This window comes from Actinomyces sp. oral taxon 170 str. F0386, assembly GCF_000195595.1.
Classification (GTDB): Bacteria; Actinomycetota; Actinomycetes; order Actinomycetales; family Actinomycetaceae; genus Actinomyces.
Map to the genome: position 1 here is coordinate 25,641 of NZ_GL882539.1, position 21,011 is coordinate 46,651.

Below are 21,011 nucleotides of genomic sequence, written 5' to 3' on the forward strand. Positions count from 1 at the left end.
GCCGCATCACACAAACTTCCACTAGACGTACTACGTGTGACGTAGTACGTTAGATGCACACAAGGAGCTCGGCACCGCCCCGCACCTCACACATGACACCTCACGGAAGGAGGGTTCACATGATCAGCGCAGACGCCATCCGCGGCTACATCGACCTCATCGTCCTGTCACTGCTCAAGCGACAGCCGTCCTACGCCTACGAGCTCGCCAAGACCATTACTGAGATCGCCGACGGCGAGTACACCATCAAGCAGACCACCCTCTACACAGCCCTCAAACGCCTGGAGTCCGCCGGACTGGCAGCCTCCTACTCAGGAGTGTCCGACTCCGGCAAGTCCCGCACCTACTACCGCCTCACCTCCGAAGGCACTGCCCACCTGACCACCAAGGTCTCCGAGTGGGAGGACACCAAGACCCTCGTCGACCGCTTCGCGAAAGGATCCCGCTGATGGACACCATTGAGACCTTCCTGGACAACATGTTCGCCCCCTACCCGGCCACACCGCGCCTGACCGAGGCCCGCGGCGAGCTGCGCGCCATGATGGAGGACGCCTACAACGACGCGATCGCACAGGGCAAGACCCACAACGAGGCGGTCGGCCAGGTCATCACCGACTTCGGCAACCTTCAGGAGCTGGCCCCGGTGCTGGGCATCGCTCAGGACATCCAGCCCGGCGGCACCCCGCAGGCAGCCCCCACTGCCGCCCCGTCCGAGCCCGGCCGACCCACCACCCCCGCACCCACCGGCTCCGGCGACTACAGCACCTGGCAGCACAACGAACAGAACGAGACCAAGGACGACCCCTTCATCAGCTTCGTGGCCAGCATCTACTGGCCGGCCACGGTGGTCATCTATCTGCTGTGGAGCTTCATCTTCGACGCCTGGGGCATCTCCTGGATCATCTGGCCCGTCGCCGCCATCGCCTTCGGGATCTTCACCACCGGCTACACCTACCGGCGCAGTCGCCAGTGAGAGCCATCCTCTACCCCGGCCCAGGTCCCGCCCGGGTCGGGGGCGGAGGATGAGCGAAGGCCCGGAACCTTGTGAGTTCCGGGCCTCTCGCAGTGGCTCCGACCGGCGTCGATCCGGTGACCTTTCGATTTTCAGTCGAACGCTCTACCAACTGAGCTACAGAGCCATGGGATGGAATCGGTCCGACCATTTCTGATCGGACCAACCCTTTCCGCGACCTCGACGGGACTTGAACCCGCGACCTCCGCCGTGACAGGGCGGCGCGCTAACCAACTGCGCCACGAGGCCAGTGTGAATTCACTGTAGCTATTCACTTGTGCGAATCCGTACCCCCAACGGGATTCGAACCCGTGCTACCGCCGTGAAAGGGCGGGGTCCTAGGCCGCTAGACGATGGGGGCCAGGGGCCTTCGACGTCGTCGCGCCTCGAACCGGGATGAACACTAAGGGGACAGTCTTCCGCGGTGCAAATCCCGACGGCGTGACCCTCCTCACCGCTCGGTTCTCGGCGGGATTCCGGCCGTCGAAGACGGTCGAGACGGGCCCGTGCAGTCTGGCAGGCTGGCCCCGTGAGCCAGGAGCATCAGCAAGGGGCGGAACAGCCCTGGGGACAGTCCTTGGGGCGGATGTCGGAGCAGGAGTTCGAGGACGTCGTCGGCGATGCGCTCGATCAGATCCCGGCGGACCTCGCCGAGGTGATGGACAACGTCGTCGTGCTCGTCCAGGACGAGCCGGATCCGGAGATGCTCACCGAGGAGGACTACGACGAGGCCGGCCTGCCCGCGCTCCTGGGGCTCTACGACGGCGTCCCCCTCACCGAGCGCGACGAGGGCTGGTCCATGGTGCTGCCTGACCGCATCCTCATCTTCCGCGGACCCCTGGAGCGCTGGTGCACCAGCCGCGAGGAGCTCGTGGAGGAGATCACGGTGACCGTCATCCATGAGGTGGCCCACCACTTCGGCATCCCCGACGAGCGCCTCCACCAGCTGGGATGGGAGTAGCGCCGAAGGGACCCCGGACCGGCCCGGGAGAGGACCGAGGCAATCGACCGTGAGAGCCAATGCCTCGCAAAGGCCCCGGAACCTGCCTTAGTGTGGCCGGCATGAACGACCGCCATCGGCCTGCCGCTCCGGATGCCGGGGAGGCTCCCGCCTCCACCGACCCGAGCACGTCCCCGCAGCACCACGTGAGTCGACGACCAGTGCTCCTGGCAGCCCTGGTGGGCGCCGGGTCCCTGGCGGGATGCTCCCTCATCCCCGGCTCCTCGTCGTCCGGAGGCGCCTCCTCCAGTGCGAGGCCGACGGGTCCGTCGCCTGCGTCGTCCACCTCCGCCCCCTCGCCCACCGCGGCCGCAAGCGCGACACCGTCGGCCACCGCGCCCGCGACCGCCGCGGCGCTGGAGGGTTGGAGCCTGGAGGAGAAGGTCGGCCAGCTCATGATGGTCGGGGTGGACGCCACCTCCCCCAAGCAAGCCTCCACCGAGGCCGTGGCCAGCCAGCACGTCGGCAACATCTTCATCGCCGGCCGCACCACCGCGGGCAGCCAGGCGACCCAGAAGGTCATCAGCTCCTTCACCTCCAAGGTCGGCCCCGACACCACCCACAGCGCCCCGATGCTCGTGGCCACCGACCAGGAGGGTGGCGAGGTCCAGGTCCTGACCGGATCGGGCTTCTCCGACATCCCCTCGGCGATGGACCAGTCGACCCAGCCGCGCGACCAGCTGGTGGCCTCGGCGCGCACCTGGGGCAAGGAGCTGGCCGACGTCGGCGTCAACATGAACCTGGCCCCGGTCGCCGACCTGGTCGACATCGACCGGCCGAGCACCAACGAGCCCATCGGCCGCTGGGGGCGGGAGTACGGGCACGACGCCGCTACCGTCTCCTCCAAGGCGGGCGCCTTCGCCGAGGGTATGCAGGCCTCGAAGGTCATTCCCACCTACAAGCACTTCCCGGGCCTGGGGCGGGTGACGGCCAACACGGACACCTCCGCCAACGTCGTCGACAGCACCACGAACCGCAGCACCGACGCCGCCGTCAGTGTCATCTTCGGCGCCGCCATCGCCGCCGGCGCGCAGGTCATCATGGTCTCCTCGGCCACCTACGCGCTCATCGATCCCTCGGCGCCGGCGGTCTTCTCCTCGACGATCGTCACCGAGATGCTGCGCACCGAGATGGGCTTCACCGGCGTGGTCATCACCGACGACGTCTCCGCCGCTGTTCAGGTTCAGGGTGTGGCCGCCGGCGAGCGGGCCGTACGCGCGATCCGGGCCGGCTGCGACATCGTGCTCGCCTCGGCCGACCCGACGGTCGCCGCAGACATGGTCAAAGCACTCGTCGCCGCCGCCCAGTCGGATCCTGCCTTCGCCGCCCGGGTGGACGAGTCGGCCGCACGGGTCCTGGCCCTCAAGAGCGGCTTGCAGCCGTCCTGAGGCGCGCCGGCCAGCCCCCGCGCAGATCCCGCGGGGGCGGAGCCTCAGCGGGACTTGGTGGTGCCCTGCGGCGAGCCGCTGGACTCCATGCGCTTGGCCAGGCAGTGGTCGGAGTCGTAGCCCTGGGTGTCGCACCAGGCGTTGGCCTCGTCCGCGGTCGCGTAGAGCTCGCCGGACAGGGTCACCCACCAGCCGCCGACGTCGAACACCGACCAGTCGCTGCTGTTGACGATGACGGTGTTCGGGTTGGCCTGCCGCGTCTTGAGGAACTCGGCCAGGATCGAGCGGTTGCTCCAGGTCTGCCCATCGAAGTACAGGCCCACCTGCTTGGAGGACAGCTGCGGGGTCCACTTGCCCAGGAACTTGCCCATGACGAGTGAGCGGTCGTGATCGGCCTGCCACCGCAGGGCCTGGCCGGCGGCCTGCTCCTCCTGCTGCTCCTGGCCGGCACTGGAGCTCGTCGACGTCGCGATCGTCATCGGGGAGTTCGTGGAGCTGCTCGAGGTGACGCTGGACTGGGAGCCCCGGTCGAAGGTGGGGGTCACCTTGAGGCTTTTGAGGTCGAGGTCCTTGGCGGTGCGGAAGTAGTGCTGCTCGCCGAAACGCAACACCACCGTCCGTCCACCGTTGGGGATGATGAGCGGTTCACTGGAGAGGTCGAAGGTCCCCGAGGCCACGAGATGGTCGACGTCGGCCCCACCGGTCGGGCTCGTGGAGCTGTAGACGAGAATCTGGTTGGACGAGCCGGCCAGAAAGTCACCGTCGGCGCAGGAGGTCGTCACATTGGCCTGGACCGTGAGCTCGCCCTGACCGTCCTGCACCGAGGTGATCGTGAGTGCCGGCATGCTCGAGCAGGCCTCGACGGCGCCCGAGGGCAGGGCCGACGCCGTCACCGTGGCAGCAGCATTGGCCTGGCCGGGGTCCTGCTTCCCGCTCTGGTCGCCGGCGTTGTCCCGGGAGCTGTCGCCCTTGCCGGAGAAGTAGGATCCGGCCCACACACCGCCTCCACCGACGATGACAAGAAGGAGGACGACGATGATGGCCACCAGACGTCCGGTACTGGATCCCGACGCCTGCTTCTGCTGCTGACTCGGAGGCATCTGAGCCGACATCTGGGGCCCGAACATGTCCAGCTCCACCGCGGGCTGCGCGGCGGAGAAGCCCGACGGCGCCCCGGACGGAGTCTCCGCCCAGGCGGCGATGTCCTCAGCCGACGGCGGCGGGGCCACGGGCATGGCCACCGACTCCGCGGAGCCCGCAGCGGGAGCCGCCGACTGGGCCGAGGCCATGACCTCCGTCGCTCCAGCCGCGGCGAAGACCGCCGTGGTCTCAACGGCGGGAATGCTCTCGGTCTGCCCCGCCGGCTCCTCGCCCGAGGATGCCGTCTCCTCACCCGACGAGGCGGCGCCGGCCGCCTGATCCTCTGCGGACTCCTCCGTCTCAGGCCCGGAGGCTGACTCGGTGCTGTCCTCGGGCTCGTCGTCGATGTCGGCCTCGGACTCGCCCTCTGAGTCCTCGCGGCGCTCGTCCGAGTCCTCATCGTCTGCATCGGTCGCTGCGTCGTCAGCGCCGGTCTGCCCCTCAGCATCAGAATCGGCATCGGCAGGGGTGTCTGAGTCCTCGTGCTCATCCGGGCTCTCAGTGTCCACGGGCTCGTCGCCCGAGGGGTCCGCCTCATCGCTGTCGCCGGGGCTCTCCTCGGTGTCCTGCTCGGCGTCACCGGCGTCTTCGAGGTCACCGATGTCCTCAGTGTCCTCGGTCTCCTCAGTGTCCGCCACAGGATTCTGCGCGTCCCTGGCCGAGAGATCCTCCGACTCCTCCGCCTTCTCCGACTCGTCGGGCTGTGGAGCGTCCTCCTCCGGCTCATCGGAGGGTTCATCAGCGTCGTCGAGGTCTTCGGGATTCTCGGCGTCATCGCTCTTCTCACCCTCGTCCTCGGGCGAGGGCTCGTCGGTTGATGCCTCGACGTCTGGCGCGTCCACCGCCACCGAGGCCGCCTCATCAGTCGTCTCGTCAGCCGGCTCGGCCGCCGTCGCCCCGGAGGCTGCGGATGCCACGGTGACGTCGGGCGAGTACCCGCGCGCTTGGAGGATGGCGAGGACGGTGGCATCGCCAGTGCCGGACAGCCAGGCCAGCAGGTCCGGGTAGGCGGACGGGTTGGCCGCCAGGGACGCCCACAGGTCGGGGCGGCTCTGTGCGATCGCGGCCTGCAGGGCCTGATCCGATGTTTGCGCGGCGACCGCCGCATCGGCCTGTTGCGCGGCGAGCGAGGCCTCGTGTCCGCCCGGAACCGCACCGACGTCAGCGGCCTGAACGGTCTGAACGGCATCAGCGCCCGCCGCCTGATCCGACCCGGCAGCCTCGGCAGGCAGCTCGTCGGGCTGGTACCCGCGCTCCTGAAGTGCGGCCAGCACGGCGGCGTTCCCGGTGCCGGACAGCCAGGCCAGCAGGTCCGGGTAGGCGGACGGGTTCGTCGCCAGCGCCTCCCACAGGTCGGGGCGAGTCTGCGCGATCGCGGCCTGCAGGGCCTGATCCGATGTTTGCGCGGCGACCGCCGCATCGGCCTGTTGAGCCGCCGTCGTGAGCTGAGCCGGATCCATCAGAGACCTTCCAGGAGAACGTATGGTGACCTCGACTGATCAGGCTCGTCGCACCCGTCCCGGGTCCTTCACAAGGCGCCGATCAGCACCGATGGTAATCGCGATTCGGCCGCGAGGGTCAAGAAACGATGTCGGCCGAGGAAATCCACCACTCACGCGCGGGCTCATCCTCTCGTCTCAGGGTCATCCCCTACCGCAGGTCAGGGTGGACTGGTCAAGAGGTCAGGGGCTGGTCCTCCGCCAGGAGGATTCGAGGAAGTCATGCCACTGCCAGACTGAACCTATGAGTAGTTCCGCATCAGCAGCATCCTCCGTCCTCACACCTCACCGGCCCGTGGACGACCCCGTGGTCTCCGCCCGCAGCCTCAGCAAGGTCTACGGTCGCGGCTCGGGCGCCGTCAAGGCCCTCGACGCCGTCAACGTCGATATCGCCCGGGCCCGATTCACCGCCATCATGGGTCCCTCCGGCTCGGGCAAGTCCACGCTCATGCACTGCCTGGCCGGCCTGGACTCGATCACCTCCGGGGAGATCATGCTCGACGGCGACATGATCTCCTCGATGAGCCAACGCAGGCTCACCCGCCTGCGCCGCGAGCGCATCGGCTTCATCTTCCAGTCCTTCAACCTGGTCCCCACCCTCTCTGCAGCGGAGAACATCACCCTGCCCCTGGACATCGCCCGCAAGAAGGTCAACCGGCAGCGCTTCGACCAGGTGATCGACGCCGTCGGACTCCGCGAGCGCCTGTCCCACCGGCCTGCCGAGCTCTCCGGCGGCCAGGTCCAGCGCGTGGCCTGCGCCCGGGCCCTCGTGGGTGAGCCGGCGGTCGTCTTCGCCGACGAGCCCACCGGGAACCTGGACTCCCACTCCACCGAGCAGGTCCTGGAGATCCTGCGTCGCAGCGTCGATAGCCTCAAGCAGTCGGTGGTCATGGTGACCCACGAGCCGGAGGCGGCCGCCTGGGCCGACACCGTCATCTTCCTGCGCGACGGGCACGTCGTGGCCGAGCTGGCCGATCCCAACCGCGACCGGGTCCTGGACGCCCTGCGCGAGCTGAGCGACGCGGAGTCCGCGCCCGCCGCCGGAGCCCGCGCCACCGACGGCAGCACCGCCGCTCCCAAGGGGGCCTGAGCCGTGAAACGAGTCGCCTGGCGCTCCGTACGCGCCCATGCCAAGCAGTTCTTCCTCACCACCTTCGCCGTCATGCTCGGGGTGGCCTTCCTGTCGGGCACGCTGGCACTGCGCGCCTCCATGTCGGAGACCTTCTCCAAGCTGACCTCCTCCACCATTACCTCGGACCTGTACGTCCAGGGTCCCAAGATCGCCTCCGACAACAACAGTGGCGGTAGTAACTCGGCCGCCTCCACGCAGACCGAGCCCATTGACGGCTCCCTGGCCGACCAGATCAAGCAGATCGACGGTGTCGAGGCAGCCAAGCCCGATGCCCAGACGACCGGGGTCCTCGTGGGCGCCAATGACACGCCGGTCTCGAGCATGGGAGCACCTACGCTCTTCCTGCCGCTGTATGACAAGGAGCCGGGCCGGACCTGGGCCCAGGGTCACATGCCCCAGGGTGGAGGCGAGATCGCCCTGGAGTCGGGGGCCTTGAAGAACTCCGGCCTCAAGGTCGGGGACACGACGCATATCGTCATCCAGGGTGAGCCCACTGAGGTCAAGGTGGTGGGTGAGTTCCACTTCGGGTCCTCCATGGCCAGTGCGACGGTCGTGGGGATGGACCCGGAATGGTTCATGCCCATCGCCGCCCCGGACGGGAGGGTCTCGAACATCTCAATCGACCTGGCTGACGGAGCCTCGGTGGACACGGTCAAGTCCGAGGTCACCAAGGTCGTTCCCGACGGAGCCCAGGTGAAGACCCGCGCCGAGCTCATCAAGGAGCAGAACAAGACCATCGAGGAACAGCTTGGCTTCATCCAGGTCTTCCTGCTGGTCTTCGTCGTCATCGCCATGTTCGTGGGGTCCTTCATCATCATGAACTCCTTCGCGATGAGCGTGCGCCAGCGCGTCAAGGAGTTCGCGCTGCTGCGGGCGGTGGGAGCCTCGCCCGGATCGGTGTTCGGCATCGTGTTCCTCCAGGCGATCGTCATCGGGGTGGTCGGCTCCGCCCTGGGCGTGGCCGCAGGGGCCGGGCTCCTGGCCGGGCTGGCCAAGCTGCTGGAGTCCATGGGCATGCCGCTGCTGGAGGGTACCGGCCTGACCGGACCGATCATCGTGATCTCACTGGTGGTGGGGCTGGCCGTCACCATCGTCGGCGCCCTGCTGCCGGCGCGCGAGGCCGCTCTGACCCACCCGGTCGAGGCGATGCGCGGCGTGTCAGGCTCCCGGGAGAAGTCGCTCATCTGGCGCACGCTCATCGGCGGGCTGCTGCTGGCAGTTGGGGTGGCCGCGGTCGCCGCCGCCTGGGTGAACAAAGACCTGGAGCTGCGCAGTCCCATCATGGGGGTGGGTGCGGGCGCGGTGGTCCTGGGACTGCTCGTCGTCTCCCCCACCCTGGCACGCCCGGTGGTGGCCGTCCTGGGACTGCCGTTCCGGCTGCTACGGCCCTCCGGACGCCTGGCGGTGCGCAACATCATCCACAACCCGCGCCGCACGGCCAACACGTCGGGCGCCCTCATGGTGGGCATGGCGCTGGTGTGCGCCGGCGCCACACTGGCGGCCTCCTTCAACGCCTCGACCGCCGACGAGGTCGACAAGTCCCTCAAGGCCGACCTCGTGGTCCAGCCCGCGTCGATGAACGGCCTGGGCACACGGCTCTCCACAGAGAAGGCCAAGGAGATCACGGCGATCGACGGCGTCAAGGAGACGTCCTCCTACACCGCCTACACCGATGCGGTCACCAAGCCCGATGGCTCCCAGAACCCGATGGCCACCAACGTCGTCATCGACCCCGCCACCTACTCCAGGGCCTACGACGCCAACGTGAGCGCCGGGACGCTGGAGGACCTGGACGCCACCCACGTGGCCGCCCAGAAGGACGAGGGGCTCAAGGTGGGAGACAAGGTCTCCTTCACCGGACCCAACGGTTCGGTCGAGGCCACGGTGGGCGCCCTCATCGACCCGAAGGGAACCGGTGGCAACTTCTACATCGCCCCCGAGCTGGCGGCGTCGGTGGGGTCCTGGAGCTCGCCGGGTAACACCACCGACCCGGCCCGCGTCCTGGACTCGCCCCTGGGCATCCTCCTGACCCTCGACGAGGGCGCCAACATCGATACCGTGCGCCACAAGGCGGAGGACATCGTGGCCGACACCTACCAGTACTCGGTGCGCGACGCCGATCAGATCTCGGACCAGGTCGGCCAGCAGGTCAACCAGATGCTCGCCATTCTCTACGGGCTGCTGGGGCTGAGCATCGTCATCGCCATCCTGGGCATCGTCAACACCCTGGTGCTCTCGGTCTCGGAGCGCACCCGGGAGATCGGGCTCATGCGCGCCGTCGGACTGGGCAAGGCCCAGCTGGCCGGGGAGATCATCACCGAGTCGGTCATCACCGCCCTGTACGGCACCGTCCTGGGCGGAGCGACCGGGATCGTCCTGGCCGCGGCCCTCAAGAGGCTCCTGGAGGAGCGGGGACTGAATGTCCTGAGCATCCCGTGGGGCCAGATGGTGGGCATGCTCGTACTCTCCGTGGTGGTCGGTATCGTCGCGGCCCTGTGGCCGGCGCTGCGCGCCTCCCGGATCCCCGTCCTGGACGCCATCGCCACTGACTGAGCAGACGGCGGGTCCGTCATCCAGCCGGCACTGGATGACGGACCCGCTGACCCCGGCGCCTCGGCCCGATCCCCGCGATGGGGGTGGGCCGGGGCGCCGCTGTGTGCCTGGTTGAAACCCACCCCGAGCCGTACTCGCCGGATATTCCCGCGCCCGATATCTTCCTTGTCACCGGCTCTCCCCCTGCCGCGCCCGTTTCAGCTCCGATAGCCTCGGTCGATCATGCCCGAACCGTCCTCCCGGTCGCTCCCGACCACCCCGGCCGCACCGGTCGCGCTCTCCATGTCCCCCGACGCCCCACTGCCCCAGCCCCCGTCCCTCGGGGCCGGGGCTCTTCTGCGCTGGCTGCTGCGCCGCGCCGCCGTCCCGGTCACCCTGGCGACCCTGGCGGCCTGCACCTCCAACACCATCCAGGCGATCGTGCCGGCCTTCCTGGGCCAGGCGCTCGACGCCGGGATCGAGAACGGCCTCAACGCCCGCGTGTGGGGGATCGGCGCGCTGCTGCTGGTGCTGTTCGTCGTCTACGCCATCGGGGACACGATGCTGTCCTACTTCGGGGTGACGGCATGGATGCGCACGGCCTTCGACGTCGACCGGCTCGTGGGCCGTCAGGTCTCCGCCACGGGGGCGGACCTGTACCGGCAGGTCTCCACCGGCGAGGTCGCCACCATCATCGCCTCCGACGCCGACTACCTGGGCAAGTTCTTCGAGCACCTGCCGGCCCTGCTGGGCGCGGCGGCCAGCTTCGTCGTCGTGGCGGTCCTCATGCTCCGCACCTCGGTGAGCCTGGGACTCATCGTCATTCTGGGGATGCCACTGGTCGCGGCGATCGTCACCCTGGTCATCCGGCCGCTGCAGAAGCGCCAGGCCGTTCAGCGCGAGGCCCAGTCCACGGTCACCACGATCACCACCGACACGGTGGCGGGCCTGCGGATCCTGCGGGGCATCGGCGGGGAGGACGTCTTCGCCCGCCGCTACCGGGACGCCTCCCAGGAGCTGCGGCGCCGCGGCGTCGAGGTGGCCTCCTCCCAGGCCACCCTCATGACCCTCCAGGTGCTGCTGCCCGGGCTCTTCGCCGCGATCGTCGTGTGGGTGGCGGCGCGCATGGCGGTGGCCGGCAGCCTCACCCCCGGCGGACTCATCACCTTCTACGGCTACACCGCCTACCTGTCCTGGCCCTTGTGGGTCTTCACCAACTCCGTGCAGGACTACACCCGGGCCGTCGTCGGCGCCCGGCGTCTGAGCCGTCTGCTTGAGGTGAGGCCCGCCGCCGGCAGCCTCGTGGAGCGCCTCGACCTGGCCCCCGCCTCCGCCCAGCCCGTCAGCGGTGACCTGGTGGACTCCGACAGCGGCCTACGCCTGGAGGAGGGCCGCATGACGGCCCTCGTGTGCCCCGATCCGGAGGTCTCTGCCGAGCTGGCCACACACCTGGGCCGTTTCACCGACTCCGGGCCCACCGTGACCCTGGCGGGCAGGCCCCTGACCGCCATGCCGCTGGACCAGGTGCGCGCCAGCGTCGTCGTCTCCGGGGCGACCGCCCAGCTCTTCACCGGGACCCTGCGTGAGGCCCTCGATGTGCGCGGCGGCCCCGACCCGCGGCCGGCGGGCCTCAAGGACCTCGTGCGCGCCGAGGCCGAGCGCACCACCGGGGCCGACGTCGACCAGCAGGTCCGCGCCCAGGAGCGCGACATGCCCGGCGACGACCGGCTGCTGGAGGCCATCGAGATCGCCGACGCCGGCGACGTCCTCACCTCACTGAGCGAGGGCCTGGCCGGGATGATCACCGAGAAGGGTCGGTCCCTGTCCGGTGGGCAGCGCCAGCGCGTGGCCCTGGCCCGGGCGCTGCTGACCGAGGCGCCCACGCTCGTGCTCATCGAGCCGACCTCCGCCCTGGACTCCCACACCGAGGCCCGGGTGGCCGCCCAGGTGCACCGGGCCCGCGCCGGGCGCACGACCGTCGTCGTCACCGCCTCGCCGCTGGTCCTGGAGGCCTGCGACGAGGTCGTCTTCCTGGACTCCAACGGTGCCGAGCTGCTGCGATCCACGCACCGCGAGCTCATGGCGATGGCCCGCAAGGGCGACGCGCAGGCGGCCGACTACCGAGCCGTCGTCTCCCGGGCCATGGGCGAGGACGCGGAGGTGAGCTGCTGATGGCACTTCCCGTCGCGCCCGGACCGGTCGCCCTGCGCAAGACCTTCCGGATCATGGCCTCCTACCGGGGGCGCTTCGCCGTCGTCCTGGCCCTCCAGATCACCGCGGTCCTGTCCACGCTCGTGGCCCCGCAGCTGCTGGGGCGGCTGGTCGGGCGGGTCTCGGCCGGGCGGGCCGACGCCGGCTACGTGGACCGGATCGTGCTGATCATCATCGCGGTGACGCTCGTGGGGGCGATCATCAACCGCTTCGCCCAGAAGTACGCCCGCACCCTGGGCGAGTCGGTCTTCGCCGAGCTGCGCGAGCGCATGATGAACCGGGTGGTGCACCTGCCGCTGAGCGCCGTGGAGTCCGCCGGCACCGGCGACCTCGTGGGCCGCACCACCACCGACGTCTCCCGCATCGAGTTCCTCGTGCGGATCGGGATCCCCCAGATCCTCGTGTGCGTGGTGACGATCGTCTTCACCCTCCTGGCCGCCGCCGTCGCCGACCCCCTCCTGGCGCTCGGACTGCTCGTCATCGCGCCGCCCGTATGGTCGATGATGCGCTGGTACCTGCCGATCTCCATCCCCGCCTACCGGGCCGAGTCGGCCGCCCAGGCCCGCCTCAACGGCGCGGTCTCCGAGACGGTCGAGCACGCCGAGACCGTGGACGCACTGGGCATCGGCGCGCGCCGCGAGCGGGCCATCATGGCCTCCATCAAGGAGGCCTGGTCCCTGGAGCGCTACACGGCGATGCTGCGGGTGCGCCTGTTCATGGTGCTCGACGTCGCCTGGCGGGCGCCCGTCGTCGTCATCCTCCTGTGGGGCGGGTTTCTGGCCGCCCGCGGCCACGCGACCCTGGGGGCGATCACCACCGTGACGCTCTACGCGATGGAGCTGCGCAAGCCGGTGGGCCAGCTCATGTTCTGGATCGACCAGGTCCAGATCGCCCAGGCCTCCCTGTCCCGGATCCTGGGGGTGGAGGAGGTGCCCGACGACCGCACTCCCACCGGTGAGGAGCCCGACGGTACGCGGATCGTGCTCGACGACGTGCGCTTCTCCTACCGGGAGGGCGTCGAGGTGCTCCACGGGATCGACCTGGAGCTCGTGCCCGGGGAGCGGCTGGCCGTCGTCGGCCCCTCAGGGTCCGGGAAGTCCACGTTGGGGCGGATGCTGGCCGGCATCAACCCACCCACCTCCGGGCGCGTCACCGTGGGCGGGGTGGCACTGACCGACCTCACCGAGGACGAGCTGCGCCGCCACGTGGCCCTGGTGACCCAGGAGCACCACGTGTTCGTCGGGTCCGTGGCGGACAACGTGCGCCTGGGGCGCCCGGGCGCCTCGGATGAGACGATCCGCGAGGCGATCGAGGCCATCGGGGCCGACGCCTGGGTGGACGGGCTGCCGGACGGGATGGACACGATGGTCGGCTCCGGGCACCTGAACCTCACCCCGGCCCAGGCCCAGGAGGTGGCGCTGGCCCGGCTGGTGCTGCTGGACCCGCACACGCTCATCCTGGATGAGGCCACCTCGCTGCTGGACCCGCGCGCCGCGCGCACCCTGGAGCGGACCCTGTCCACGGCGCTGGCCGGGCGCACTGTCATCGAGGTCGCCCACCGCCTCTACACGGCCGCCGACGCCGACCGGGTCGCCGTCGTCATGGACGGGCGGATCGTCGAGCTGGGCACCCACGATGAGCTCGTGGCGCTCGGCGGGGAGTACGCAAGCCTGTGGCAGGCCTGGAACCAGGAGTAGTGCACACCGGTGCAGATCGCCGGTGGCGAAAGCCGGGCTCTATCTCCCAAACCTACAAACCCGCCCAAGCCTGCGTTGTTCCACGATGGCGCGCGCTGTGAGACTCTTAGGGGGCGGGTCGTCCCACTGCCGCGATCCCGCCGCCTCGCAGTCAGTCGACTGCACCCAACGCCGCGCCTCACACGAGAAGGTCCGTCCATGCCCAACAACCAGCCACCTCCCCCGCCGTCGCAGGCGACGCCGTCGGCCTCCACCACGCCTCCTCGGGGGGCCGGCGGCACCCAGCCCACGCTCGGTGAGCTCATCGCCCGTATCTCGGAGAACATCTCGGCGCTGGTGCGCGGCGAGATCGATCTGGCCAAGGCCAAGGGCCAGCGCATGGCCAAGGAGATGGGCCTGGGAGCCGGGTTGCTCGGCGCCGCCGGGGTTCTGGCCCTGTTCATCTTCGGGCTGCTGCTCGGGGCGATGACGGCGGCGCTGTCCAACGTCATGCCGCTGTGGGCCGCCTTCCTCGTGGTGGCGCTGATCCTCACGGTGATCGCCGTGCCGTTGGCCCTGGTGGGCATCAAGCGGCTCAAGGCCGCCAAGGCCGACACCCCCACGCCGCAGGAGGGGCTGATGGAGTCGGTCAACACCGTCAAGGGAGCCGTCGCCTCCGGCCTGGAGAGGGGGAACGCCCGGTGAGCACCAACGCCGCATCCACGCCCACGTCCGCACCCGCCGCGCAGGCAGCGCCGTCGGCTGACGCCGTCCTGTCCGACATGGCGGCTCGGCGCCTGGCCCTGGCCGCCGACGTCGACGAGCTCGCCGCGCGCCTGGCACCGCACAACCTGGCCAAGGTCGCCAAGCTCAAGGCCCGCGAGAAGGTCCAGGACCTGCGCAGCCAGGCCGTCAGCAAGGCCGAGGACACGGTCGGGCAGGTCAAGAACCGCCTGGCCTCCCTGGCCGGTGGCGGCACCGACCCCAACGGCGGGGTCGACACCTACGAGCCCGGCACGCTGACCCTCGGCCAGCGCGTTACCCGCCTGTTCGACGACGCCCGCGACGGCGACCCCGCCTCCCTGGGGATCGTCACGGCCGCGGGGCTCGCCCTGGCCGGCTTGAGCGTGACCGCGACCGTTGCCGCAGTCAAGGCCTTTCGCACTCGGGCGGGCCGGGCATGACCAGCGGTCAGCAGGCCGGTGGCGACTCCGGCGCGGCTGATGGCGCCGGGGCCGCCGGCTCCGAGTCGCTGAGCCCCGAGCAGATCGAGGAGCGGCTGCGCGCCCAGCGCGTGGCGCTGGCGGCGAGCGTCGATGAGCTCGCCGCCAGGGTCGACCCGCGCACGCAGGCCCGGGAGGCCGGAGAGCACCTGCGCGAGCAGGCGAGCGCCCGGGCCGACCACCTGCGTGAGCAGGCCGCGGCCGGTGCCGGCCGACTGCGCGAGGAGGCCCGCCGGCTGGCCGAGCAGGCCGAGCAGACCTGGGAGCGCGCCAAGCAGGGCGACTCCGAGGCGACCTCCGCGCTCACCAAGGCGGCCGCCGTCGCCGGAGGCGTGGTGACCACCGGGATCATCCTGGCCCGCCTCGCCCGCCGCTGAGGCAGGCGCGCGCCCGGGCCCTCCGAGCACCAGGCTCCACCCGCCCGCCGGGCTGCACGCCATTCCCAGCAGCCACACCGGCCACCTGTCGAGGACGCACCATAAGCCTCGAGAACTGCACCCCCGGGATCAGTCCTCAGCACTTAAGGTGCGTCCTCGCGGTTCGGTCAGCCAGGCCACCCACACGTCCGTCAGGCCCACCACGTACGCCCCCGGCGAAGCACCACCATCCACTTGACGCCCCGCCCGGCGGCGCCCTCCTCGCAGAGACCTTCGAGGTGGCCCCGACGACCCTGTGCGCTCCCTGCCTGCCTGAGGGACCTTAGGGCCAGTCTTGGGCAATATCCGCAGGTACGCCGAGGGTTTGCAGGAGGCTATCTGAGCAATCCCTGTAGGCCTGTTGGGCCCGACGTCCCACATGTGGGGTGCACGTCACCACGACTCCCTGCCGGTGTCCGAATGGTGTTCGCGCGCATTGACGTTGTACGGTTGGCCCACGACATATTTGACCAGGAAGAGCGCGCCCACGTGCGCGCCGTGACACGTTGGAGGGGGTCGAGCCTATGGGGCGCGGCCGTCAGAAGGCCAAGGCAACCAAGGTTGCCCGTAAGCTCAAGTACTTCAGCCCGGAGACCGATTACAAGGCTCTGGAGCGGGAGCTCGTCTCAGCATCCTCGGGGTCTGAGCCTGACGACGAGATCGACTACGAGGAACTGGCCGCCAAGTATGCCGTCGACGATGATGACTGGGACGAGGGCGCCAAGTAGCCCCACCCCCAGTCAAGGAGGGCCGGAGGAACGCACCTACCGGCCCTTCCGCGCGCCTACCAGCGCGTGAGTCGAGGCTCCCGGGCAGCCATCCGTGTCACTCTCGGCGACTTTTCACTCCTGACCCGATTCGCCTGTGTCGCATCGACCCAGGTCAAGGACGTGTTGTCCTGGTGCACTGCTCCAGGATCGACTCAATCGGGATTGAATAGTCTCCAATAGTGACACCTGCAGCGCGAGGACCCCGCCAGGCACCGTCCTGCCCGGCGGGGTCCTCGCTGCTCGTCTCTGCTCGCGCTCGCGGCGCCCCGCCTCTCAGGAGGTCCGATAGGTGCCGTGGATGTCGACGGCGCCCCCGTCGACGCCCTTGGTGCCGGAGATGACCCGGTCCCGCGCCTCGTATGTCCCGGCCTCGTGCACCTCGCCGAGCACCCAGGCGGGGATGTCGGAGCCCTCGGCCACTCGCAGGACCGCGTCGACCGCGGTCGGGTCGACGACGGCCACCATCCCCACCCCGAGGTTGAGGGTGCCCTCGAGGTCCTCCCACGGCACCGAGCCGAGCTCGCGCACGGTGGAGAAGACCGGCGGCACCGTCCAGGAGGCCCGGTCGACGTCGGCGATGAGCCCGGCCGGCAGGACCCGGGCGACGTTGGCGGCCAGTCCTCCGCCGGTGATGTGGGACAGCGCGTGGACCGGCCCCGGGGCGGCCGGTGAGGACAGGGTCTCCAGCATGGCCAGGCACACGCGGGCGTAGAGGCGCGTGGGCTCGAGCAGCTCCTGTCCCAGTGTGCGGCTGAACTCGGGGACCTCGCGCTCCAGGCCCCAGCCTGCGTGCTCGACGACACGGCGCACCAGGGAGTAGCCGTTGGAGTGCAGGCCGGAGGCGCCCAGGGCCACCAGGACGTCGCCGACGCGCACCTTCTCCGCGCCGAGCATCCGGTCGGCCTCGACGACGCCGGTGGCGGCCCCTGCGACGTCGTACTCGTCGGGGGCCATGAGGCCGGGGTGCTCGGCGGTCTCCCCGCCCAGGAGCGGGGTGCCGACGGCGGCGCAGGCCTGGGCAACGCCGCGCACGATGTCCGCGATCCGCTCGGGGACGACGTGGCCGCAGGCGATGTAGTCGGTCATGAGCAGGGGCCGGGCCCCGACCACGACGATGTCGTCGACGACCATGCCCACCAGGTCCTGGCCGATGGTGTCGTGGATGTCGAGGGCCTGGGCGATGGCGACCTTGGTGCCCACACCATCGGTGGAGGTGGCCAGCAGGGGGCGGCGGTAGTCGCGCAGCACGGAGACGTCCACGAGCCCGGCGAAGCCCCCGACGCCGCCGACGACCGCCGGGGTCATCGTGGCGGCCACGGCATCCTTCATGAGCGCGACGGCCCGGTCCCCGGCGGCGGTGTCGACGCCGGCGGCGGCGTAGGTGATTCCCGGGGCGGACTGCTCGGGCTGCTGGGTCATGTGGAGGCTCCTTGGGGGATCGGGTCTCAGATGCGTTGGTGGACGGAGGGGCGAGGACGGATCGGCGGACGCGACGCGGACAGGCGGCAACGGCGAGCCACCTGAACACAGCGCGGCCGCCGCCGGGTCCCGGGCTACGACGTCGTCGAGCCCAGGGGGCTTCCGGAGGCCAGGTCCGGGCGGGTGATGCTGCCCGGCGGTACGGTGCGCTCGGCGTCGTCGGCCTTCTCACGGCGCCGCCCGCGGTAGGCGGCCGGGACGCGGCGCACCGGGATGGTGGCGGACTTCAGGCTGCGCACCGGCGGCGGGATCGGGTAGTCGCCGGTGAAGCAGGCCAGGCACAGCTCGTCGGCCTTCTGGCCGCTGGCGGCCACCATGCCCTCCACGGTCAGGAAGCCCAGGGAGTCGGCCCCGATGGACTCGCCGATCTCCTCCACGCTCATGCCGGTGGCGATGAGCTCGGCGCGGGTGGCGAAGTCGATGCCGTAGAAGCAGGGCCACATGACCGGCGGGGAGGAGATGCGCACGTGGACCTCGGCGGCGCCGGCCTCACGTAGCATCCGCACCAGGGCCCGCTGAGTGTTGCCGCGCACGATCGAGTCGTCGACAACGACGAGGCGCTTGCCCTCGATGACCTCGCGCAGGGGGTTGAGCTTGAGTCGGATGCCGAGCTGGCGCAGGGTCTGGGTGGGCTGGATGAAGGTGCGGCCCACGTAGGCGTTCTTCACCAGACCCTGGCCGTAGGGGATGCCGGATTCCTGGGCGTAGCCGATGGCGGCCGGGGTGCCGGACTCCGGGGTGGCGATGACGAGGTCGGCCTCCACCGGGTGCTCGCGGGCCAGGGCCGCGCCCATCTCGTTGCGCGAGGTGATGACGCTGCGCCCGGCGATGCGGGTGTCGGGGCGGGCCAGGTAGACGTACTCGAAGACGCAGCCGGCCCGGCGGGCGGTGGCGAAGCGGGTGGAGCGCACGCCGTCCTCATCGATCTCGATGAGCTCGCCGGGCTCGATCTCACGCACGAAGGCGGCGCCGACGATGTCCAGGGCCGCTGTCTCGGAGGCCACGGCCCACCCGTTGCCCAGCCGTCCGAGCACCAGGGGACGCACCCCGTGCGGGTCACGGGCGGCGTACAGGGTGCCCTCGTCCATGAAGACCAGGGAGAAGGCGCCGCGCAGCATGGGTAGGACCCGGCGGGCGGCCTGGTGGACGCTCAAGGGGGCCGGCGCGGAGTAGGCGGCATCGAGATCGGCGTCGTCGGTGATGCCGGAGGTGAGGATGTCGGCGGCCGAGTCCCAGCCCTCCAGGGCACCGTACTCGGAGACGAGGTTGAGCAGGGCGGCCAGGACCGCCGTGTCCGTGGAGGAGCCGCGGCCCAGCTCGCCGCTGAGGTCCTCACCGGAGGTAGCATGCACGGCGTCCATGAGCTCGCGGGTATTGGTGAGGTTGCCGTTGTGGGCCAGGGCGAGAGTGGAGCCGGCCGCCGGGCCGAGCATCGGCTGGGCGTTCTCCCAGGTGGTGGCCCCCTGGGTAGCGTAGCGGACGTGGCCGACGGCCATGTGGCCGGTGAGGTTGGACAGGGCCTGGTCGTCGAAGACCTGGGAGACCAGGCCGAGGTCCTTGTAGACGAGGATCTGGGAACCGTTGGAGGTGGCGATGCCGGCCGACTCCTGGCCGCGGTGCTGGAGGGCGTACAGACCGAAGTAGGTCAGGCGGGAGACGTCCTCGCCGGGGGCCCACACGCCGAAGACGCCGCACTCCTCGCGCGGAGAGGGCTCGAGCTCGTCGGAGTGGTCATCAGGCAGGGCCGTCAGGCTGGGCGCGCGCGTGGGCACATTCCGGTCGGTCTCGATGCCGGGCTCAGGCAGGTCGGTCCGCCTGTCCAGGAGGGTGTTGTCTGAATATTCGGCCGTGGTCTGCGTGGGGTTCTCACCGATGCGCACCGGTCCAGTCTTTCATGCCTGGGCACCGCGCGCCTATCGGCCGCCTCCGGGGCCGGCGCACGCGGCGACGCCCGAGCGGGAAGATCGTGCGGCATTGGAGGATATCGACTCCACAGCCGCCCGGAGTCTGAAGGTTCCCGGAGATCTCTCGCCCCGACAGCCGCAGCTCGGAGAGCGCAGGCTCACTGGACCTCGCGTCACCGCGCCCCGTGCTGCCACCCGTCCCAGAATCAGCTGGCACCCATCAGGACTCCGACGACGATCATCGAGACTCCCAGCATTGATCGTCTGGTGAACGGCTCACGCAGGAGCCACACCCCGGCGATGACACCGAAGACGATGTTGAGGCTCCGAGAGGTGGCAACAACGGACGGCGGCCCGAAGCGCATAGCGACAAGCACCAGTGCATAGCTCGCCGGCACCAGCACCGCGATGGGGAGGGCCCGGGCCCAGCCGGCGACCAGTGCGGCGGGCAGCTCGCGGCGACGTCGGCGCAGCACAACGCTGAGCAGCACGAGCTGAGCCAGACTGGACAGCGCCATGTAGGGGACGACCGAGACGTGCAGGTGTGCGACGGCGAAGGCGTCCCACAGGGTGTAGGCGGCGGTGCAGGAGGCGACGGCGGTGCCCGCCCAGAGGCCTCGAGCCTGGCCCAGGCTCCGCCATGTGACGCCCGAGGCGAGGACGACGCCGGCGAGGACCGCCGGAAGCGCCGCCACCTGCATGACGCTCGTACCCCCGTTCCACGGCGCCGCCACCACCGTCACCAGGATCGGCGCCAGTCCGCGTGAGACCGGGTAGACCACTGACAGGTCCGCCGCCGAGTAGGCGCGTTGGAGAACCGCCGCGTAGGCCGTGTGCAGCGCCGTGCTGACGAGGGCCGCCCACCAGGATGGTCCCAGGCCTCCCGACAACGCCACCACCGTTAGTACCGCAAGCCACAGCGGTGCTGTGATGGCGCTGTAGACCCACACGAAGGCGACGTCGGAGGTACCGGACCGCTTCACCAGCACGTTCCACAGAGCATGCAGGGCGGACCCGGCCGCGACCAGGGCGAGAGAGTATCCGAAAACCATCATGTAGACAGCGTCTACCATGTTGTAGACACCGTCTACAAGCGGCAGGCTTGAGTCATGAGACAGACAACGGAGGACCGTCTGATCCAGGCGGGGCGGCAGCTGCTCGAAGAGAAGGGCATCAGCGCGGTGACGGTGCGGGAGGTGGCCCGGCGCTGCGGCATCTCCCACGGCGCGCCGAGGCGTCATTTCCCCACCCTCGCGCTACTCCTGGCCGCAATCGCCGAGGTATGCCTCGGAGAGCTCCGCGAGCGCATCGCCGACGCCGGGGGAGGCCTCAAGGAGGCTGCGAGGGCCTACGTCGGCTACGCCGTCGAGCACCCCCATGCCTTCGACCTCATCAGCCGCCACGACGTGCTGGCCGGCAGCGGCCGGGAGCTTCGGGCCACCTCCCTGCCGCTCCTTGAGCAGTGGCGGGCCCGCTTCGCGGAGCAGCGCCCGGACGCACCCGAGGCCGCGGCGATCGCCGCCTGGGCGTCCGTCCACGGCATCGCCTCGCTCGCCTCACGGGGCGTGTTGGAGCTGGTGGGGACCGACGCCGAGGAGCTGCTGGATCAGCTGCTCCCGCAGTCCTGAC

At 70.1% G+C, this 21,011-nt stretch carries 17 protein-coding genes and 3 tRNA genes; 13 read left to right on the forward strand and 7 right to left on the reverse strand.

From position 1 onward, the window contains the following. The first annotated feature begins 119 nt into the window (after positions 1–119). Entirely contained in the window at positions 120–449 is a 330-nt protein-coding gene (locus tag HMPREF9056_RS06745; protein WP_009403986.1) for a PadR family transcriptional regulator, read from the forward strand. Next, entirely contained in the window at positions 449–973 is a 525-nt protein-coding gene (locus HMPREF9056_RS06750) for a permease prefix domain 1-containing protein (protein WP_009403987.1), read from the forward strand. The genes HMPREF9056_RS06745 and HMPREF9056_RS06750 overlap by 1 nt, the downstream gene beginning before the upstream one ends. Before the next feature lie 93 nt (positions 974–1,066). Here the strand turns inward: HMPREF9056_RS06750 and HMPREF9056_RS06755 are convergent. The 3 genes from HMPREF9056_RS06755 to HMPREF9056_RS06765 all read right to left on the reverse strand — a co-directional run bounded on the left by HMPREF9056_RS06755 (position 1,067) and on the right by HMPREF9056_RS06765 (position 1,373). Beyond that, positions 1,067–1,139, reverse strand: a tRNA-Phe gene (locus tag HMPREF9056_RS06755). A gap of 48 nt (positions 1,140–1,187) precedes the next feature. Next, positions 1,188–1,261 (reverse strand) — tRNA-Asp (locus tag HMPREF9056_RS06760). A 39-nt stretch (positions 1,262–1,300) separates the two neighbouring features. Then, positions 1,301–1,373, reverse strand: a tRNA-Glu gene (locus tag HMPREF9056_RS06765). Positions 1,374–1,598: 225 nt separating this feature from the next. Between HMPREF9056_RS06765 and HMPREF9056_RS06770 the strand changes: the two genes are divergently transcribed. After that, on the forward strand, positions 1,599–1,973 hold the full coding sequence (locus HMPREF9056_RS06770; RefSeq protein ID WP_172635251.1) for a metallopeptidase family protein: 375 nt from the start codon (positions 1,599–1,601) through the stop codon (positions 1,971–1,973). Between the two features lie 92 nt (positions 1,974–2,065). Next, a complete protein-coding gene (locus HMPREF9056_RS06775) occupies positions 2,066–3,400 on the forward strand; it encodes a glycoside hydrolase family 3 N-terminal domain-containing protein (RefSeq protein ID WP_087942218.1) in 1,335 nt (444 codons plus the stop codon). A gap of 44 nt (positions 3,401–3,444) precedes the next feature. On the opposite strand, the gene HMPREF9056_RS06780 is transcribed toward HMPREF9056_RS06775, so the two are convergent. After that, positions 3,445–6,000, reverse strand: coding sequence for a hypothetical protein (locus HMPREF9056_RS06780; protein WP_009403990.1), 2,556 nt, complete (start codon positions 5,998–6,000; stop codon positions 3,445–3,447). A 283-nt stretch (positions 6,001–6,283) separates the two neighbouring features. On the opposite strand from HMPREF9056_RS06780, the gene HMPREF9056_RS06785 reads away from it, so the two are divergent. The 8 genes from HMPREF9056_RS06785 to HMPREF9056_RS06820 all read left to right on the forward strand — a co-directional run bounded on the left by HMPREF9056_RS06785 (position 6,284) and on the right by HMPREF9056_RS06820 (position 15,957). Then, positions 6,284–7,129 (forward strand): ABC transporter ATP-binding protein, encoded by an 846-nt coding sequence (locus tag HMPREF9056_RS06785; RefSeq protein ID WP_253269963.1) that lies wholly within the window; start codon positions 6,284–6,286, stop codon positions 7,127–7,129. Between the two features lie 3 nt (positions 7,130–7,132). Then, positions 7,133–9,724: an ABC transporter permease gene (locus HMPREF9056_RS06790; protein ID WP_009403992.1), complete on the forward strand. Its 2,592-nt coding sequence runs from the start codon at positions 7,133–7,135 to the stop codon at positions 9,722–9,724. A gap of 282 nt (positions 9,725–10,006) precedes the next feature. Continuing rightward, entirely contained in the window at positions 10,007–11,875 is a 1,869-nt protein-coding gene (locus HMPREF9056_RS06795; RefSeq protein ID WP_009403993.1) for an ABC transporter ATP-binding protein, read from the forward strand. Further along, the gene (locus tag HMPREF9056_RS06800; protein ID WP_009403994.1) at positions 11,875–13,611 is read left to right on the forward strand and encodes an ABC transporter ATP-binding protein; all 1,737 of its coding nucleotides are present in this window, start codon (positions 11,875–11,877) and stop codon (positions 13,609–13,611) included. The genes HMPREF9056_RS06795 and HMPREF9056_RS06800 overlap by 1 nt, the downstream gene beginning before the upstream one ends. A 198-nt stretch (positions 13,612–13,809) precedes the next feature. Further along, entirely contained in the window at positions 13,810–14,295 is a 486-nt protein-coding gene (locus HMPREF9056_RS06805; RefSeq protein ID WP_009403995.1) for a phage holin family protein, read from the forward strand. Continuing rightward, entirely contained in the window at positions 14,292–14,774 is a 483-nt protein-coding gene (locus HMPREF9056_RS06810) for a DUF3618 domain-containing protein (RefSeq protein ID WP_009403996.1), read from the forward strand. Before HMPREF9056_RS06805 ends, HMPREF9056_RS06810 begins: the two co-directional genes overlap by 4 nt. Continuing rightward, positions 14,771–15,190 carry a DUF3618 domain-containing protein gene (locus tag HMPREF9056_RS06815; protein ID WP_009403997.1) on the forward strand — a complete coding sequence of 140 codons (420 nt, stop codon included), beginning with the start codon at positions 14,771–14,773 and terminating at the stop codon, positions 15,188–15,190. Before HMPREF9056_RS06810 ends, HMPREF9056_RS06815 begins: the two co-directional genes overlap by 4 nt. Before the next feature lie 563 nt (positions 15,191–15,753). Next, on the forward strand, positions 15,754–15,957 hold the full coding sequence (locus HMPREF9056_RS06820; RefSeq protein ID WP_009403998.1) for a DUF3073 domain-containing protein: 204 nt from the start codon (positions 15,754–15,756) through the stop codon (positions 15,955–15,957). Positions 15,958–16,272: 315 nt separating this feature from the next. On the opposite strand, the gene purM is transcribed toward HMPREF9056_RS06820, so the two are convergent. The 3 genes from purM to HMPREF9056_RS06835 form a co-directional block, all read right to left on the reverse strand. Then, positions 16,273–17,418: a phosphoribosylformylglycinamidine cyclo-ligase gene (gene purM / locus HMPREF9056_RS06825; protein WP_009403999.1), complete on the reverse strand. Its 1,146-nt coding sequence runs from the start codon at positions 17,416–17,418 to the stop codon at positions 16,273–16,275. Between the two features lie 134 nt (positions 17,419–17,552). Next, positions 17,553–19,229, reverse strand: a complete 1,677-nt coding sequence (gene purF, locus HMPREF9056_RS06830; protein WP_253269973.1) for an amidophosphoribosyltransferase — start codon at positions 19,227–19,229, stop codon at positions 17,553–17,555. Positions 19,230–19,588: 359 nt separating this feature from the next. Continuing rightward, a complete protein-coding gene (locus tag HMPREF9056_RS06835; protein WP_253269964.1) occupies positions 19,589–20,437 on the reverse strand; it encodes a DMT family transporter in 849 nt (282 codons plus the stop codon). A 54-nt stretch (positions 20,438–20,491) separates the two neighbouring features. Here HMPREF9056_RS06835 and HMPREF9056_RS06840 point away from each other — a divergent pair, with 54 nt between their 5' ends. Then, complete coding sequence (locus HMPREF9056_RS06840) at positions 20,492–21,010, forward strand: TetR/AcrR family transcriptional regulator (protein WP_009746692.1); 519 nt, start codon at positions 20,492–20,494, stop codon at positions 21,008–21,010. Position 21,011: the final 1 nt, after the last annotated feature.

Excerpts from the sequence above, each read along its gene's own strand:
- HMPREF9056_RS06745 (WP_009403986.1), top strand. The coding sequence starts at position 120 with ATGATCAGCGCAGACGCCATCCGCGGCTACATCGACCTCATCGTCCTG.
- HMPREF9056_RS06750 (WP_009403987.1), top strand. The coding sequence starts at position 449 with ATGGACACCATTGAGACCTTCCTGGACAACATGTTCGCCCCCTACCCG.
- HMPREF9056_RS06770 (WP_172635251.1), top strand. The coding sequence starts at position 1,599 with ATGTCGGAGCAGGAGTTCGAGGACGTCGTCGGCGATGCGCTCGATCAG.
- HMPREF9056_RS06780 (WP_009403990.1), bottom strand. The coding sequence starts at position 6,000 with ATGGATCCGGCTCAGCTCACGACGGCGGCTCAACAGGCCGATGCGGCG.
- HMPREF9056_RS06785 (WP_253269963.1), top strand. The coding sequence starts at position 6,284 with ATGAGTAGTTCCGCATCAGCAGCATCCTCCGTCCTCACACCTCACCGG.
- HMPREF9056_RS06795 (WP_009403993.1), top strand. The coding sequence starts at position 10,007 with ATGTCCCCCGACGCCCCACTGCCCCAGCCCCCGTCCCTCGGGGCCGGG.
- HMPREF9056_RS06800 (WP_009403994.1), top strand. The coding sequence starts at position 11,875 with ATGGCACTTCCCGTCGCGCCCGGACCGGTCGCCCTGCGCAAGACCTTC.
- HMPREF9056_RS06805 (WP_009403995.1), top strand. The coding sequence starts at position 13,810 with ATGCCCAACAACCAGCCACCTCCCCCGCCGTCGCAGGCGACGCCGTCG.
- HMPREF9056_RS06815 (WP_009403997.1), top strand. The coding sequence starts at position 14,771 with ATGACCAGCGGTCAGCAGGCCGGTGGCGACTCCGGCGCGGCTGATGGC.
- HMPREF9056_RS06820 (WP_009403998.1), top strand. The coding sequence starts at position 15,754 with ATGGGGCGCGGCCGTCAGAAGGCCAAGGCAACCAAGGTTGCCCGTAAG.
- purM (WP_009403999.1), bottom strand. The coding sequence starts at position 17,418 with ATGACCCAGCAGCCCGAGCAGTCCGCCCCGGGAATCACCTACGCCGCC.
- HMPREF9056_RS06835 (WP_253269964.1), bottom strand. The coding sequence starts at position 20,437 with ATGATGGTTTTCGGATACTCTCTCGCCCTGGTCGCGGCCGGGTCCGCC.
- HMPREF9056_RS06840 (WP_009746692.1), top strand. The coding sequence starts at position 20,492 with ATGAGACAGACAACGGAGGACCGTCTGATCCAGGCGGGGCGGCAGCTG.